This window comes from Nocardia sp. NPDC057272 (assembly GCF_042668615.1).
Classification (GTDB): domain Bacteria; phylum Actinomycetota; class Actinomycetes; order Mycobacteriales; family Mycobacteriaceae; genus Nocardia.
This window is the reverse complement of record NZ_JBHUYK010000052.1, coordinates 3,612-17,101: the sequence shown is the minus strand read 5'-3', so window position 1 is coordinate 17,101 and position 13,490 is coordinate 3,612. Positions and strand designations below refer to the sequence as shown.

Sequence of the window (13,490 nt, the reverse complement as noted above, 5' to 3'; positions counted from 1 at the left end):
CGGCAGGTTTCTGGTTCGAGTCCAGATGGGGGAGCCACCACCACATGTGGTAATGCAGCGAATAACCGGGACAGCGTAACAGTTGGTCCCGCTCAAGGTCGGGTCGCCCTAGCGGGTGTGCCCGACCTTTCTGCGTTGCCGGGCGATCTACTCGCCGCCGTCCACCACGCCACCGCCGTCGTAACGGTCGGTGCCGATCCCGATGCGCCCGGCCTCGGCGTAGCCGCGTCCTGGCGCACCGAGGACGCGCCCGGCGGCGCAGTGCCGCCCGCCGTCGTCGTCGCCAAGCTGCGCGCCGTTGCCGACGCGATCGAGCGGGGTGCGGCATGACGACCCCAATTCCCCGGCGCCGCCTCACAGATCAGGAACTCGGCCAGGCGGCCCGCCTCATCACCACCGACCAACACGACAAGATCACCGACGACACCATTTCGGCGATGGTGGCCGAACTGGTCGCCCGCCGCGCCGCCGGTGACGGCCTGCCGGTGGACCACCTGTTCACCCTGGCCGTGATGGGTGGCGGCGTGGTCGACGTGGAGGCACAGCCCTACGTCACCCCGATGCACCTGGCCAGCATGCTGCGCCTGATTGCCGAGGACGTCGACCGGATCCCCTCGGGCACATGATCCGACGTACTGAGCCGCTGCCCCGGTGCCCCCAGTGTGAGCGCCCGTTCTCCCCCCGTACCCGTGTTCCACGGTTGCCCTCGGGGGAAGTACGGCCGTGCTGGGAGTGCCGGGGCGGCGTCGTAGATGCCCGCCCGCGCCCGGTGTTTCGCCCCGGTCGCGGGCGGGAGTCAAACGGCGGTGATGCCGCCTAAATCCATTGCTACGCAACATGTTTCGCACGTACGCCTAGCAGGCGACGACACCGGCCGTTAGAGGGTGGCGGGTTGTCGTGCCTACCGCTAAGGCACTCGAGGACATAGGCCGCGCCGCTTACCTAGACGGACTGCCCGACGGCGCCCACCTGGCCCTACTGGCCGACACAACGTGTCGGTGGGAAGGGGGATCTATGCCCATTTCCCGGCCTGTGCGCAAGCGAGTAATACCCGCAGCGCGTCGCATATCGGCTCCATACGCCCGGCTCCATACCAGAGCTCGGCCCCGATTGTGTGACCCATCTACACAGGGTCACCTCTCACCACCACCCCCACCACCCAGAGCTAGGCCAAACACCCCGCTAGCTGCCTCTCAGACAGGACAACAGCCCAATGACAACCAAAGATGAACCGGCACAACCGCTCTCGACAGACCTAGAGGACACGAACGTCTGTAGGGTCTGCTTCGGCCCAATCTGCTACCGGCGCAGGATGAACGGCGAGTGGCTGCCGCTGGACTGCTCCCCCGCCGAGGACGGCACGGTCCGGGTGCGCGGCGACCGCGCGGTGATCCTGACCGGCGTCGACCTGATCGAGATGCGCCGCCTACGCCCGGTCCCCCTGTACCGGCTTCACCGGCCGTCCGAGGGATGCCCGCATAAGCGGACCGCGACCCCTTCCGCGGAGCTCGCCGGCCTCGGCATCACGGCCGGTCAAGGCGATTTCGGCGCGATCGCTAAACGGACCGGTGCGAAATGACGCACACCGTAACCCCGCTGATCTGTCGCGGCTCGCTGATGATCCTGTTCTCATGCGAGGACGGCGATTGCGACTACCGAGGCCCGGACACGTCCAGCATCGGCCCCGGCGTCACGTTCGCGTGTGCCGCCGCGCTGGCGCTCAATCGGGCGGCGTGGACGGACACCTACCAGGGCCCGGCCGACACGATCCGGGCCGGGACGATCGGCGTTCTATACGAGTCCCCCGGCGGCCGGGTGTCGTGGTGGTATGGCCGCTAGGTGGGGCGGGCGGCGGGCGGCGCAGTACACAGCGGCCGTGCTGTCCGAGTACGGCACGCTGTGTGTCCTCCAGCGGCCCGGCTGCACAACGATCGCCACCACGGCCGATCACATCGTGCCCCGGTCCCTCGGTGGCGACCCGTGGGCGATCGAGAACGGCCGCCCGGCGTGCCGCTCCTGCAACAGCTCTCGCGGCAACGGCCTCGGTGGCGCCACGCCTGGCGTGCGCGTGGTGGTCGTCATGGGCCCACCGGCCTCGGGCAAGTCGACCCACGTGCGCGCCCACGCCTCGGCCGACGACGTAGTGATAGACCTCGACGTGATCGCCTCGGCGCTGCGCGGCCCGACCACGGACCCGATGCACGTCTACCCGGCCCACGTGCGCCACGTGGCGATCGCGGCGCGCCAGGCTGCCATCCGTCGCGCCGTGCGCCTGGCCGAAAAGGTGACGGTGTGGCTGATCCACTCCATGCCCTCGGCCTCCCAGCTCGCCAGCTACCGCGCCGAGGGCTACGAACTGGTGACCGTGGATCCCGGCGCGGCCGTGGTGGTGGAGCGGGCACGCGAGCAGCGCCCGGCCGAGGCGCTGACCCACGTCGATCGGTACTACGTCGGCCAGGCGGACGGCGGCGCGGTCGCGCCCTCCCGTGAATGGTGATCATGCATGGTCTATGCATATCCATCCAATCGGCTATGCATAGTCCGTGCATGAATATGCATCGCGTCATGCATGGCCCATGCATGGCCACTCAGTCGGCCACTTGGTACAAAGTCGCGCGCCTCGGTTTGTACCAAGCTGCGCGCCAAACGGACATATCGTATAAGCCCTGGTCACAGCTAGTTTTTGAGAACGACCCACCCCGGCAGCCCCCTGCCCAGCTCCCCGGTTTCTCTCGGGTCTGTATCAACACAGAGGTTGGTACAAAGGTGTATAAGAAGATGAACTTCTCAGTTTATAACGGTTTGGTTACATTTTTCGGGGTGGTTTATGCATAGCCATGCATGGCGGTCTTGCATATTATTCGCCGTTCATGCATGGTCGTATGCATGGCCAGACCCGACCCCCGCCGCCCGCGCGACGGACAAGACGCGCTGTTCGACGGTGAGGCGCTGCCCGCGTCCGTGCCGGGGAAGATTACACGCGGTCGCATCTCCGAGGCCGTCGACCGCGCGTTCGCCTCGGCCACCGAGGCCGACCTACTGCGCCCCGAGCACGAAGCCCTACAGGCGTTCGTGCGGCATGCCGCCTGGTCGGCCGATTCGTTCGAGCAGCAGAACAAGCCCTACGGCGCGTCCAAGCTGATCCCGGCCGTGACCGAGGCGCTACGTGAATTGCGGCTCACGCCGGACAGCCAGGCCGATGCGACGGACGATGATCTGCGCGTCCTGCTCGAGGAAATCGGCAAGCCCTCCACCGACGTGCCGACCGATGCGTAAGCGGACCGGCACCCTTCCCGCGGAGCTCGCCGGCCTCGGCATCGTGGCTGGTCACAGCGTTTTCAGCGCCGATGCTAAACGGACCGGCCGCCGATGACGGCCACCCCGCCGCCTCGGTTCCATACGCCTCGGCGTCCCGAGCGTCCCAGCTACGGCCGCGCGATCGACCGCACGTCAACCGGCCTCGGCCGCCCGCTGATGCCCTGGCAACGGCGCGCCGTCGACGTGGCCACCGAGATCGACCCGGATACCGGCCGGTTCGCCTACCCGCTGGTGATCATCTCGGTACCCCGGCAGTCGGGTAAGACCGCGCTCACGCTGGCAACGGCGTTCCACCGTGGCCTACTGCTGCCCAACGGGCGCGTTTGGTTCACCGCACAGACCGGCATGCACGCCCGTGACAGCTTTCTAGAGATGGCGCGCCCGGCGAAAATCACGCCATTCGGTCGGCTGTTCGACCTCAAACGCGGCGCCGGTGATACGCGAATTGAGTTCGCGCACAACATGTCCCAGCTACGCCCGCACCCGCCCACCGAGGACTCGCTACACAGCAAGCAATCCGACCTCAATCTGATAGATGAGGCGTGGGTGTTCGGCCAGGCCGAGGCCGAGGCGCTGATGGCCGCCATCACCCCGACACAGGCCACGCGCCCGATGCGCCAAACCATCATCCTGTCGACGCGCGGCACGGCCGCCTCAACGTGGTTCCACGGCCTGATCGAGTCCGCCAAGGACAACCCCCGAGTTTGCTTGGTGGACTACGGAATTGGGCCCGATGACGACCCGGCCGACCTCGACGTGATCGCGGCGGCGCACCCCGCCTACGGCCACACGGTCGACATGGCGGCGCTACAGGACGCACAGGATCAACTCTCGCCCGGCGAGTTCGCCAGGGCGTACGGCAACCGGCCGACCGGCGCGGCCGAACTGATCTGGCCCGCCGACCTGTGGGCCCGGTGCCAGACCGTCGACCGGATCCCGGACATGCCGGTGTGCTTCGCGGCGGCCGTGTCGATCGACCGCACGGAAACCGCGATCGCGGCGGCCGTGGTGGTCGACGGCGTGCCGTTCGCCGAAGTGGTCGACGTGCTGCCCGGCACCGAGGGCGGCGCAGCGCGCCTGGCCCAGCTCACCGAACGGCACGACCACACCGGCCCGTGGATCGACCGAGGCGGGCCCTCGGCCACCCTGGCCGCCGAGTGCGACCGCGACGCGCTGCCCTTCACCGAGGCCACCACGCGCGACGTGTCGGTGGCGCACGGCGACATGTACGACCGCGTGATGTCCGGCCGGATCCGGTGCCGCGTTCACCCGTCGCTGACCTCGGCCGTGTCGGCCGCCGCCTGGCGCAACCTCGGCGACGGCGGGCGCGCGTTTGGCCGCCGCGCCTCGGCCGGATCAATCGCCGCGTTGGAAGCGGTCGCGCTGGCCGCTCACGGCGCCGCTCACGATGTGCCCATGCCCGCCCCGATGATATGGACCCCAAATGCCTAAAACCCTTTTGGACGCAACAGATTCCAGCGTGATCGTCACCTGTGATTCCTGCACCTGGCGCACGATCGCGGGCACCCGAGGCGGCGCGTGGAAGGCCGCCGCCATGCACCTGCGCCACGTCCACGGCGATCTACAGGCCGCGCGCCACGCCGTGAATGCGAGTTGCCAATGGGTTGCGCGCCAGCGTGTACACCCGTCGGAAGGTGGGAAGCGTGGGAATCAGGGACGCGATCAGGGCGATAGCCTCGGCACCGGCGACGATCGCCGCAGCGCATGACTCGCTGTCGGGTCCGGCGTCACCGTGGGCAGCGTGGCCTAGCCATCTGGCGCACATAGACGTTCCCGAGTGGACGGCCGATTACGAATGGCCGGTGACGCGCGCCGAGGCGCTGCGTATCCCGGCCGTCATGCGTGCCAGGCGTTTGCTGTGCGGCACGATCGGGCGCCTACCGATGCGGGTGGCCGACGCAACCAACGTGCCCGCCGACCCGCAACCCCGGTGGGTCGACCGCACCGACAAGCCACTGAGCCCGTTTCACCGCACGGTGATGGTGGTGGACGACCTGTTCTTCTACGGGTGGTCGCTGCTGCGCGTGGAACGCGACGCGAACATGGCCGTGGAATCGCTGGACTACGTGCCGTGGGACCGGTGGGACTTCGACCCCGAGGGCCACATTCTGATCGACGGCTACCCGGTCGCGCCCGGCACGGTGTGCGCCATCCCCGGCGTAGACGAGGGACTGTTGCGTTTCGGGTCGCGCGCGATTCGTCACGCTGACGCACTGACCGAGATCGCCGAACGTGCCGCCCGCACACCGATTCCCAATATCGAGTTGCACGACACGTCCGACCGGCCGATGGCCGAGGCCGACATAGACCGGCTGGTGCGCCGGTGGGCTGCCGCGCGGCGCGGCGAGAACGGCGGCGTGGCCTACACGAACAAATCGGTGGAGGCCAAGACCCACGGGCAGCAGAACGCGGACATGGTGATTGAGGCGCGCAACGCGGCCGTGGTCGACATCGCGCGCGCCGCAGGCATCCCGGCCGCGATGCTCGACGCGACCGCGACACAGGCCGCACTCACCTACGAGACGACGGCCGGGCGAAACGCCGAGTTCGTCGACTACGGCCTGAGTCCGCACATGGCCGCGATCTGCGCCCGCCTCGGACAGGACGACATCACCGCGCCCGGCTACCACGTCGAAATCGACCTGACCGGGTTCACCTCCCTTGCGCCGCCAGACAAGGCGATCGCGCCGGATGACGGCGCCGCCCTCGACACCCCGACCGAACCACGTCGATTGGAAATCGCATGAGTTTCCGAAGTGCCTACGGCTACAACCATTCCGAGAACGGTTGGCGGATGGTGAACCGCGACGGGTGCGTGGTGGCCAACGTGCTGCCCTGGACCGATACCGCGCCCATCCGCGCCGGTGTGGCCGCAACGATTCTGAATGCCTGGCTGCTCTGGTACCACCTCCACGTCGAACCGATTGACTCGCCGGTGTGGGGCTGGTCGCGTGAGAACGACGTGCCCAACTCCAACCACCTCAGTGGTACCGCCGTCGACATCAACGCGCCTCGGTACCCGTGGGGTGCGCGCACCATGCCAGCGGACCGAATCAGCAAGGTACGCAAGGGATTAGAGCTGTTCGAGGGGTGCGTGTTCTGGGGCGCCGACTGGTCGCGCGCCGATGAAATGCACTTCCAAATCGGCCTTCCCGAGGGCCACCCGCATCTCGACAAATTCGCCGCTGCGCTGGACGCCGGACACCTCGGCATCTACGCGGGCGGCCCGGACAACGGAGACGACGACATGACCGAGAACGAGCGCAAGATGTTGGCCGACGTACACCGGGAACTGACCCAGGTCTACCCGTCGCGCTCGCGCTACCGCGACGGCGATGGCGGGGTGGACACCCTGGCCGGAATGGTCCTCAACGCGGACGCGCGGATCCACGAGGATGCCGTGGAGCGTGCCGCGCTGCTCGGTGATGACGAGGCCATTGGCCGCGTGCGCGCCGCCGCCGAGGCGGGCGACGGCCAGGCCGCCGCGATCCTCGGCCGGATCGACGGGTTGGCGTCATGACGTGGTATCTGATCCTCGCCTACGCGATCGCCACCGGCGCGTTCATCGCGGCCGGGTTCTCGGTAATCGTGGTGATGTCGCTCGCAAATGCGTTGGCGCACAATGCATCCCGCACGGCATCCCGTACCGCTGGCCGTCACGCGGTCGGCGCTAGCCGAGGCGGGCCACCGTGACCGAGGGCGAACAGCCGACCCAGTGCGCGCACCCCGCGCGGTCCACCGCCCGCTCGACGGCGGCCACCCTGGTCGGCCTCGGCCCCCTGGTGCCCGTCCTGGTCGTCCATCTCGGTGAGACCACAACCGCGCTGATCATCGGCGCCGCCCTGATCGGCAACGCGGTGGTAACCCGCGTCCTCGCCATCCCGGAGGTAGAGCGCTGGCTACGCGCCGTCGCGCCGCTGCTGGCCGCATCAAACCCGAAAGGCCCACGATGACAACGCGAATCACCACCGGCGCGGCCGTGTTCGCCGATTCTGGCGCGCGCACGATCACCGGTGTTGCCGTCACGTTCGGCACGGTCGGGCGCGGCAGCATCGGCCCGACCACGTTCGCGCCCGGCTCGATCGTCGTACCCGACGACGTGACCCGCGTGAAGTTGTTCAGGGATCACCGCGATCAGTACGGCATCGGTACCCCGGTCGGGTGGCTGACCCACGTCGACCCCCGGCCGGATGGCCTCTACTGCACGTTCGCCATCGGCGTGGGCCCCGATGGCGATCAGGCCCTACAGGACGCACAGGGCGTACGTGACGGCCTGTCGATCGAAATCAGTGGGCAGCTCGACCGCGCGCCCGATGGCACGGTGCGCCGCGCCCACCTGGCCGCCGTCGCGCTGGTGCCCACACCGGCTTTTGCCGATGCCCGCGTGTTGACCGTCACCTACTCCGAAACCCCCGAGGGAGCAACCATGCCTGACGAACTGACAACCCCTGTCACCGAGACCCCGCGCCCGGCCGCCGAGGCCGAGGCCGGTACGACCACCACCGTGGCGCCCGACGCGGGCGCCGGTGTCCCGGTGACGCCCGGCGCCACGGCGGCGCTGCCCGAGACCGTGGCCGCGCCCGCGCCCGCCTCGGCCGCGTTCGCGTCCTCGGCGTCGCGCCCGGTCGGTGTGCAGGTGGTCGAACGCGGCCCGTCGTTCGGGCAGGTGGCCGACTACCTCCAGACGATCGCGCGCGGAGAGGCGCCCTCGGCCGCGTTCGCCCTGGCTGACATCACCTCCAGCGCGTTCACCCCGGAGGTGTCGCAGCCGGGTTGGCTCGGTGAACTGTGGTCGGGCGCCGAGTATCAGCGCACGGTGATTCCGTTGATCACCACGCGCCCGCTCACGCACTGGAAGATGGTCGGTTGGCGCTGGACCACCAAGCCCTCGGTGGGCCCGTGGGCGGGCGATAAGACCGAGATCCCGACCAACACCCCGGCAACCGAACCGGTGGAAGTCATCGCCGCGCGCCTGGCCGCCGGTTGGGACTTCGACCGAAAGTTCGTGGACTTCAACGACAACGAGTTCATGGCGTCGTTCCTGCGTGGCGCGATCGAGGACTACCGGTTTAAGACCGATCAGCTTGTGGCGGTCGACGTGGTGGCCAAGGCCACGCAGGTTGCGGGCACTGCGCCCGACCTGCTGCGCGCCGTGGCACGCGGCAATCAGGCTGTCCGGCGTGGCACGCGCACCCGCGCATCGTTCGCCCTGGTCAACGATATCGACCTGGAATCGCTGTTGGACTTCTCCGGCCTCGACGTGCCCGCGTTCCTGTCCACCCTCGGGATCAACCCCGATGCGTTCGTGCCCACTGACCTGGTGCCGCAGGGAACCGTGGTCGTCGGCCACAAGTCGGCCTACACGTTCTACGAGTTGCCCGGTTCGCCGGTGCGCGTGAACGCGCTGGACCTGGCGCGCGGCGGCGTGGACCACGCGGTCTACGGCTACCACGCCGAATTGCTCAGCAAGGCGGCCGGTCTGGTCAAGGTCGCGTGGGCGACCCCGCCCACTCCGTAAGCGGACCGATGCCCCCGCCGCGGCTTCAGCCGGCGGGGGCATCACCGCAGGTTGACGGCCTGCACGCCCGAATCGTAAACGGACCGAGGACAGGAACACACGATGGCCGAACCGCTCACCACGCCCGAACTGGTGCGGCAGTATCTCGCCCTCGATGAGGACGGCGCCGCCGCCGATGCCACCTATCTCGAGGCCACCGTGGCGGCCGTCGTCGCACAGGTCGAATCGTGGTTCGACCCGCTGCCCGAGGGCGCCGAGTGGTCGGCCAACAAGCGGCACGGTACGACCATGCTGGCCGCCCGGTTGTGGAAGCGGCGCGGCACTCCCAGCGGCGTGGAGACGCAAGGCGAATTCGGCGCGTTCTACGTGCAGCGCACGGACCCGGATATCGCCATGCTGCTCGGCCTCGGCAACCACCTCGCGCCGAGGGTGGGGTGATCGCGGTGGATGTCGTCGGCGCGGCCGAGGCAATCGTGGATCGGCTTCGCGCACAGGGGATGCGCGCGAATGTCGACCCGGCCAAGCTCACCCCGCCCTGTGCGTGGGTGTCGGTGACCGGCGTGGATCACGCCTACCTCGGCGGGTGCGGCGTGGCCACGGTGACGGTGTGGCTGATCACCACCGACCGGCCGCCCGCGATCGCGCATAAGGCCCTCGGCGAACTGCTCGGCCAGGCCCTGGCCGTCATCGACCCGACCGAGCAGACGGCCACCAATGAGGCCATCACCCTCACTCAATCGTCACAACCGCTACCCGCGTACCGGATGACGACCACAACCGAAATCCGTTAGGAGACAACGACTATGCCTGTCCAGTCATACAAGGTCGGACCCGGCACGCTGGAACTGGGAGAGGTCGGCACGCCCACCGATTTCAGTTGCCAGTTCACAGACATTGCGCTCGAGCCGTCCAAGGATTCCGAGGACGCGATGAACGTTCTGTGTGGCGATCAGATCCCCGGTGATGTCACCTACGCGTGGACGCTCAAGGGCACGTTGGTGCAGTCCCTCGAGGACACCGGAATCACCCTCTACACCCTGGCGAATCAGGGCAAAACCGTGCCGTTCCGGTTCATCCCGAAGACCGGCGCCAACGGGTTCAGCGGATCCGTGGTGATCGACCCCACCAAGATCGGCGGGCCCGTGCGAGCCACGGCCGTCGCTGATTTCGAGTGGTCGGTGGTCGGCAATCCCGTGTTGGTGCCGCCGCCGGTCGGCCCGTAATGCCCGGACAACTGCGCGGCAATCGCCGGTTCCAGACGACCATGCGCCGCGCCCAGCGCGACATGCGGTCGACCGAACCCAGCAAGAAGGCGGCGCAGATCGCGGCGCGTGCGGCCCGTGCCGCCGCGCCGCGCAAGTCCGGGCGGCTGTCCCGCAGCATCCGCGCCAACGGCCGGACCGTGGCCACCACCGTGGTCTATGCCGGTGTCCAGAACTACGGATGGCCGCGCAGGAACATCCGTGCCAGAGCGTTCATGTACGACCGCATGCGCCGCGTCGAACCGACGTGGCTGCGCCAGTTCACCGACAACACCGACCGGGCCCTAGGCCGAGTGAGAGGTATCTGAATCATGGCCAAGCTCAAGCGAATTCGTGTCGACGTGCTCATGGTCGACGGCACCGAACACGCCGGTATCGAGATCATCGGCGCCGACCGGCAACGGTGGTCCGAGGCGGCGCACCGGCACAAGTGGCCCAGCATGCAGGACGACCCGGACCTGTGGGTCCGGTTCCTGTCGTGGTCGGCGCTCTACCGCCTCGGCAAGTACCCGCAGGGCTACGAGTCGTTCTGTGCCGACGTGTCCGCCTACGAGGTGGACGAGGGCGACGAGGTGGACCCTACGGGCCCGACGACTACGGGCGCCTAGTCGTCGGCCTGGCGATCGCCACCAACACCGCGCCCGCCGTCTGGTGGGCGGCGTCGGTGGAAGAGGTCGCCACCGCTCTGGACATTTTGGAAGAGCAAGCAGAGGAGGCACGCCGTGGCAGCCGGTAGCGCAGTGCTCGCGGTCCACATCATCAGCCAGCTAGGCGGCGCGGGATTCCGCGCGGCCGAACGCGCGGCGAACCGGTTGGCCCGCGCCGCCGCCTCGGCCGGGCGCGCGGTCGACCGGGTGGCCCGCACAACCACCAAGATGGCCGCGTTCACCGGCGCCGCCGCTGCTGCTGCTGGCGCGGTCGGATCCCTCGGCGTCGGCCTACTCGGCGTCGGTGTGCTGGCCGGGCCCGCGATCGCGGCCGTGGCCCTCGGTATGGACGGAATCAAGCAAGCGGCGCAGGCAGCCAAGCCCGCGCTAGACCGGCTGAAAACTGCTGTGTCGCAAACGTTTTCGCGTGAGATGGCGCCCGCGTTCCAGCAACTGGCCGGAGTGATGGACCGCATCACCCCGGCCATGCAGGGCATAGCGTCCTCGGTGTCGCAGGTGTTCGGCGCCGTCGTCGGCGAACTGGCCGGGCCCGGCGCCGCCGCGCTGGATCAACTGCTGGCCGGTGCTCAGAAGTTCATCGGCGCAATGGCGCCCGGCCTGGCGCAGATGACGCGCGGGCTGCTCGACATGGGCGCCGCCGCCGCGCCGGTGGCCGACAAGATCGGCGCCGCGTTCGGTGGGCTGTTCGGCCAGATCGGCGCGGCGTTCTCCCGCCTGTCCGCAGACGGGACCATGACGCGCCTGATGGACGGGTTTGCGCAAGCGCTGACCGGCCTCGGCGCGCTGCTCGGCCCGCTGGTCGAACTGCTCGGCCGCCTCGGCGCGGTGATCGGACCCGTTCTCGGGCAACTGTTTTCGGCCCTCGGCACGGCCATTCAGGGCATGATGCCCGCCCTCGAGCAGATGGCCGGGACCGTGGGCACCGCCCTGGTGCAGGTGTTCGAGGCCCTGGCCCCGGTGCTGCCCCCGCTCGCCTCGGCGTTCGCGTCGCTGCTCGCCGCGATCGCGCCCCTGATTCCGCCCCTGGCGCAGGTCGCGGCCATCCTGCTCGGCGGCCTGGCCCAGATCGTTCAGGCCCTGGCGCCCGCCTTCCAGGCCGTGGCCGAGGCGCTGTCCGCTGCGCTGCTGCCGGTGCTCCCGATCATCGCCGATCTGTTCGTGCAGATGGCCCCGGTGATCGCGCAGGTAGCGGGCGAAATCGGCGCCAATCTGGTCGCCGCGATTCAGACCCTGGCCCCGGTGCTGCCCGGCTTGATCGGCGCGTTTGTCGAATTGCTGGCCGCGCTGCTGCCCATCATGCCGACGATCCTGCAACTGATCACCTCACTGTTGCCGCCGCTGGCGAATCTGCTAGTTGCGTTGTCCCCCTTGATAATTGCCGTCGTCGGCGCTGCCGCGTCGCTGGCCTCGATGATGGGCGGCGCCGTGTCCGCCAGCCTCGGCGTGGTCGTCGGCGCGATCAACGCCGTGGTAGGCGCGATCAGTTCCCTGATCAGCTGGATAGGCCGGATTAAATGGCCGTCGCCACCATCGTGGCTGCCCGGATTCGGTGCCGCGCCGGGTGCCACGTTCGCCCTACCGGCGCCGCCGCCCCCGGCCGCGTTCGCCGGTGGCACCGGTCTGGCCGGTGCGCTCGCCGGTCTGGCCGCCCCGGCCGGTGGCGGTAGCGGCTCACCGGTGCAGGCCGTGAACATCACCATTCAGGGCGCCCTCGACCCGACCGCCGTCGCGCGCCAGGTGCGCCAGCTCCTGGCCGACGATCAACGGCTGTCGGGCATGATCGCGGCGCGGCGCGTGCAGGTGGTCGGCTGATGGCCCGCATCATGCCGCAGCCAACCATCCTGATCGACGGCGCATCGTTGCCGACCACGGGCGGCCCGGCCACGAACACGAACGTGGCCATTGATGAGTTGGCGCTCACGTGGGGTCGCACGTCCGAGGATGCCGACGTGGTGGCCGCGATCGCCACGGTAAAAATCTGGGTGCCGATGGGTGACACCTATTTCACCGATGACGTGGTGGGCAAACCGCTCACGCTGCAATGGACCCATTCGGGCGAAACGTTCGTGTTCTTCCGTGGCCGAGTAAATGCCTACCGAATTGCGGTCGGCCCGCGTCCGAATGTGCCGCAGGATTTCACGCGCGGATTCATTGTCACTCTGGTTGGTAGCGACAAAATCACCGACGTAGTAAATGTGGGTTTCGGCCCGAACACACTGAGCCATAACGACACCCTTATTATCAGGGCGAACCTGATTAAGAACGCTGCCAACGGTGGCGGTATTGATCTAGAGGGTGTCTATTTCGAGCCGCAAACGGTTAATTGGCCGTGCGGAATCTACGACACGAATAACACGAACTTGCGCCAGTGGTTGGATGCGTTCTATATCAGCCTCGGCAATTGGTGGACCTACGCCCACGACACGAATGCCATTCGTGGCGTGCGCCGGTGGACCGATCCCACGGCCAGGCATTGGCGCGCCTACGTCGACAACGACAACCGGCAGATGATCACCTATCACCCGCTCTCGGTGGTCTACGACACCATCACCTACCAATCCACGGTGATGCCCGGCCGAGAATGCTACTTCGACGGGCCCGCCGAATTGGACAGTGGCACAGCATCATCCATCAACACGATTGCGGCGCACTACTACGACGCGGCCGACGTGGAACACATGTTGGTGATGACGCCGGGCGGCC

19 protein-coding genes are annotated in these 13,490 nt (G+C 68.3%); all 19 read left to right on the top strand.

The window, feature by feature from the left end:
• The first annotated feature begins 117 nt into the window (after positions 1-117).
• Positions 118-330, top strand: a complete 213-nt coding sequence (locus tag ACFULV_RS34460; protein ID WP_378664244.1) for a hypothetical protein — start codon at positions 118-120, stop codon at positions 328-330.
• Positions 327-626 carry a hypothetical protein gene (locus ACFULV_RS34455; RefSeq protein ID WP_378664242.1) on the top strand — a complete coding sequence of 100 codons (300 nt, stop codon included), beginning with the start codon at positions 327-329 and terminating at the stop codon, positions 624-626. Before ACFULV_RS34460 ends, ACFULV_RS34455 begins: the two co-directional genes overlap by 4 nt.
• Positions 627-1,312: 686 nt before the next feature.
• The gene (locus tag ACFULV_RS34450; protein WP_378664239.1) at positions 1,313-1,579 is read left to right on the top strand and encodes a hypothetical protein; all 267 of its coding nucleotides are present in this window, start codon (positions 1,313-1,315) and stop codon (positions 1,577-1,579) included.
• A complete protein-coding gene (locus ACFULV_RS34445; protein ID WP_378664236.1) occupies positions 1,576-1,839 on the top strand; it encodes a hypothetical protein in 264 nt (87 codons plus the stop codon). Before ACFULV_RS34450 ends, ACFULV_RS34445 begins: the two co-directional genes overlap by 4 nt.
• The gene (locus ACFULV_RS34440; RefSeq protein ID WP_378664233.1) at positions 1,829-2,497 is read left to right on the top strand and encodes an AAA family ATPase; all 669 of its coding nucleotides are present in this window, start codon (positions 1,829-1,831) and stop codon (positions 2,495-2,497) included. The genes ACFULV_RS34445 and ACFULV_RS34440 overlap by 11 nt, the downstream gene beginning before the upstream one ends.
• A gap of 389 nt (positions 2,498-2,886) precedes the next feature.
• Positions 2,887-3,276 carry a hypothetical protein gene (locus tag ACFULV_RS34435; RefSeq protein ID WP_378664231.1) on the top strand — a complete coding sequence of 130 codons (390 nt, stop codon included), beginning with the start codon at positions 2,887-2,889 and terminating at the stop codon, positions 3,274-3,276.
• Positions 3,277-3,369: 93 nt separating this feature from the next.
• Positions 3,370-4,770: a terminase gene (locus ACFULV_RS34430; RefSeq protein WP_378664228.1), complete on the top strand. Its 1,401-nt coding sequence runs from the start codon at positions 3,370-3,372 to the stop codon at positions 4,768-4,770.
• Positions 4,771-4,982: 212 nt separating this feature from the next.
• The gene (locus ACFULV_RS34425; protein ID WP_378664225.1) at positions 4,983-6,086 is read left to right on the top strand and encodes a phage portal protein; all 1,104 of its coding nucleotides are present in this window, start codon (positions 4,983-4,985) and stop codon (positions 6,084-6,086) included.
• The gene (locus ACFULV_RS34420; RefSeq protein WP_378664222.1) at positions 6,083-6,859 is read left to right on the top strand and encodes a M15 family metallopeptidase; all 777 of its coding nucleotides are present in this window, start codon (positions 6,083-6,085) and stop codon (positions 6,857-6,859) included. Before ACFULV_RS34425 ends, ACFULV_RS34420 begins: the two co-directional genes overlap by 4 nt.
• The gene (locus ACFULV_RS34415) at positions 6,856-7,032 is read left to right on the top strand and encodes a hypothetical protein (RefSeq protein WP_378664219.1); all 177 of its coding nucleotides are present in this window, start codon (positions 6,856-6,858) and stop codon (positions 7,030-7,032) included. Before ACFULV_RS34420 ends, ACFULV_RS34415 begins: the two co-directional genes overlap by 4 nt.
• Positions 7,029-7,292, top strand: coding sequence for a hypothetical protein (locus ACFULV_RS34410; protein WP_378664216.1), 264 nt, complete (start codon positions 7,029-7,031; stop codon positions 7,290-7,292). Before ACFULV_RS34415 ends, ACFULV_RS34410 begins: the two co-directional genes overlap by 4 nt.
• Positions 7,289-8,857, top strand: coding sequence for a hypothetical protein (locus ACFULV_RS34405; protein ID WP_378664213.1), 1,569 nt, complete (start codon positions 7,289-7,291; stop codon positions 8,855-8,857). Before ACFULV_RS34410 ends, ACFULV_RS34405 begins: the two co-directional genes overlap by 4 nt.
• Before the next feature lie 102 nt (positions 8,858-8,959).
• Entirely contained in the window at positions 8,960-9,295 is a 336-nt protein-coding gene (locus tag ACFULV_RS34400; RefSeq protein ID WP_378664210.1) for a hypothetical protein, read from the top strand.
• Positions 9,292-9,648: a hypothetical protein gene (locus ACFULV_RS34395; protein WP_378664207.1), complete on the top strand. Its 357-nt coding sequence runs from the start codon at positions 9,292-9,294 to the stop codon at positions 9,646-9,648. Before ACFULV_RS34400 ends, ACFULV_RS34395 begins: the two co-directional genes overlap by 4 nt.
• A gap of 12 nt (positions 9,649-9,660) precedes the next feature.
• On the top strand, positions 9,661-10,080 hold the full coding sequence (locus ACFULV_RS34390; RefSeq protein WP_378664204.1) for a hypothetical protein: 420 nt from the start codon (positions 9,661-9,663) through the stop codon (positions 10,078-10,080).
• Entirely contained in the window at positions 10,080-10,427 is a 348-nt protein-coding gene (locus tag ACFULV_RS34385; RefSeq protein ID WP_378664201.1) for a hypothetical protein, read from the top strand. Before ACFULV_RS34390 ends, ACFULV_RS34385 begins: the two co-directional genes overlap by 1 nt.
• 3 nt (positions 10,428-10,430) lie before the next feature.
• Positions 10,431-10,727, top strand: a complete 297-nt coding sequence (locus ACFULV_RS34380; RefSeq protein ID WP_378664198.1) for a hypothetical protein — start codon at positions 10,431-10,433, stop codon at positions 10,725-10,727.
• Positions 10,728-10,841: 114 nt separating this feature from the next.
• The gene (locus ACFULV_RS34375; protein WP_378664196.1) at positions 10,842-12,599 is read left to right on the top strand and encodes a hypothetical protein; all 1,758 of its coding nucleotides are present in this window, start codon (positions 10,842-10,844) and stop codon (positions 12,597-12,599) included.
• A partial coding sequence (locus ACFULV_RS34370) for a hypothetical protein (RefSeq protein WP_378664195.1) occupies positions 12,599-13,490 on the top strand: 892 nt, incomplete at its 3' end. The genes ACFULV_RS34375 and ACFULV_RS34370, both read left to right, overlap by 1 nt.

Excerpts from the sequence above, each read along its gene's own strand:
- ACFULV_RS34415 (WP_378664219.1), top strand. The coding sequence starts at position 6,856 with ATGACGTGGTATCTGATCCTCGCCTACGCGATCGCCACCGGCGCGTTC.
- ACFULV_RS34430 (WP_378664228.1), top strand. The coding sequence starts at position 3,370 with ATGACGGCCACCCCGCCGCCTCGGTTCCATACGCCTCGGCGTCCCGAG.
- ACFULV_RS34385 (WP_378664201.1), top strand. The coding sequence starts at position 10,080 with ATGCCCGGACAACTGCGCGGCAATCGCCGGTTCCAGACGACCATGCGC.
- ACFULV_RS34380 (WP_378664198.1), top strand. The coding sequence starts at position 10,431 with ATGGCCAAGCTCAAGCGAATTCGTGTCGACGTGCTCATGGTCGACGGC.
- ACFULV_RS34445 (WP_378664236.1), top strand. The coding sequence starts at position 1,576 with ATGACGCACACCGTAACCCCGCTGATCTGTCGCGGCTCGCTGATGATC.
- ACFULV_RS34455 (WP_378664242.1), top strand. The coding sequence starts at position 327 with ATGACGACCCCAATTCCCCGGCGCCGCCTCACAGATCAGGAACTCGGC.
- ACFULV_RS34405 (WP_378664213.1), top strand. The coding sequence starts at position 7,289 with ATGACAACGCGAATCACCACCGGCGCGGCCGTGTTCGCCGATTCTGGC.
- ACFULV_RS34420 (WP_378664222.1), top strand. The coding sequence starts at position 6,083 with ATGAGTTTCCGAAGTGCCTACGGCTACAACCATTCCGAGAACGGTTGG.
- ACFULV_RS34435 (WP_378664231.1), top strand. The coding sequence starts at position 2,887 with ATGGCCAGACCCGACCCCCGCCGCCCGCGCGACGGACAAGACGCGCTG.
- ACFULV_RS34390 (WP_378664204.1), top strand. The coding sequence starts at position 9,661 with ATGCCTGTCCAGTCATACAAGGTCGGACCCGGCACGCTGGAACTGGGA.
- ACFULV_RS34400 (WP_378664210.1), top strand. The coding sequence starts at position 8,960 with ATGGCCGAACCGCTCACCACGCCCGAACTGGTGCGGCAGTATCTCGCC.
- ACFULV_RS34450 (WP_378664239.1), top strand. The coding sequence starts at position 1,313 with ATGAACGGCGAGTGGCTGCCGCTGGACTGCTCCCCCGCCGAGGACGGC.
- ACFULV_RS34440 (WP_378664233.1), top strand. The coding sequence starts at position 1,829 with ATGGCCGCTAGGTGGGGCGGGCGGCGGGCGGCGCAGTACACAGCGGCC.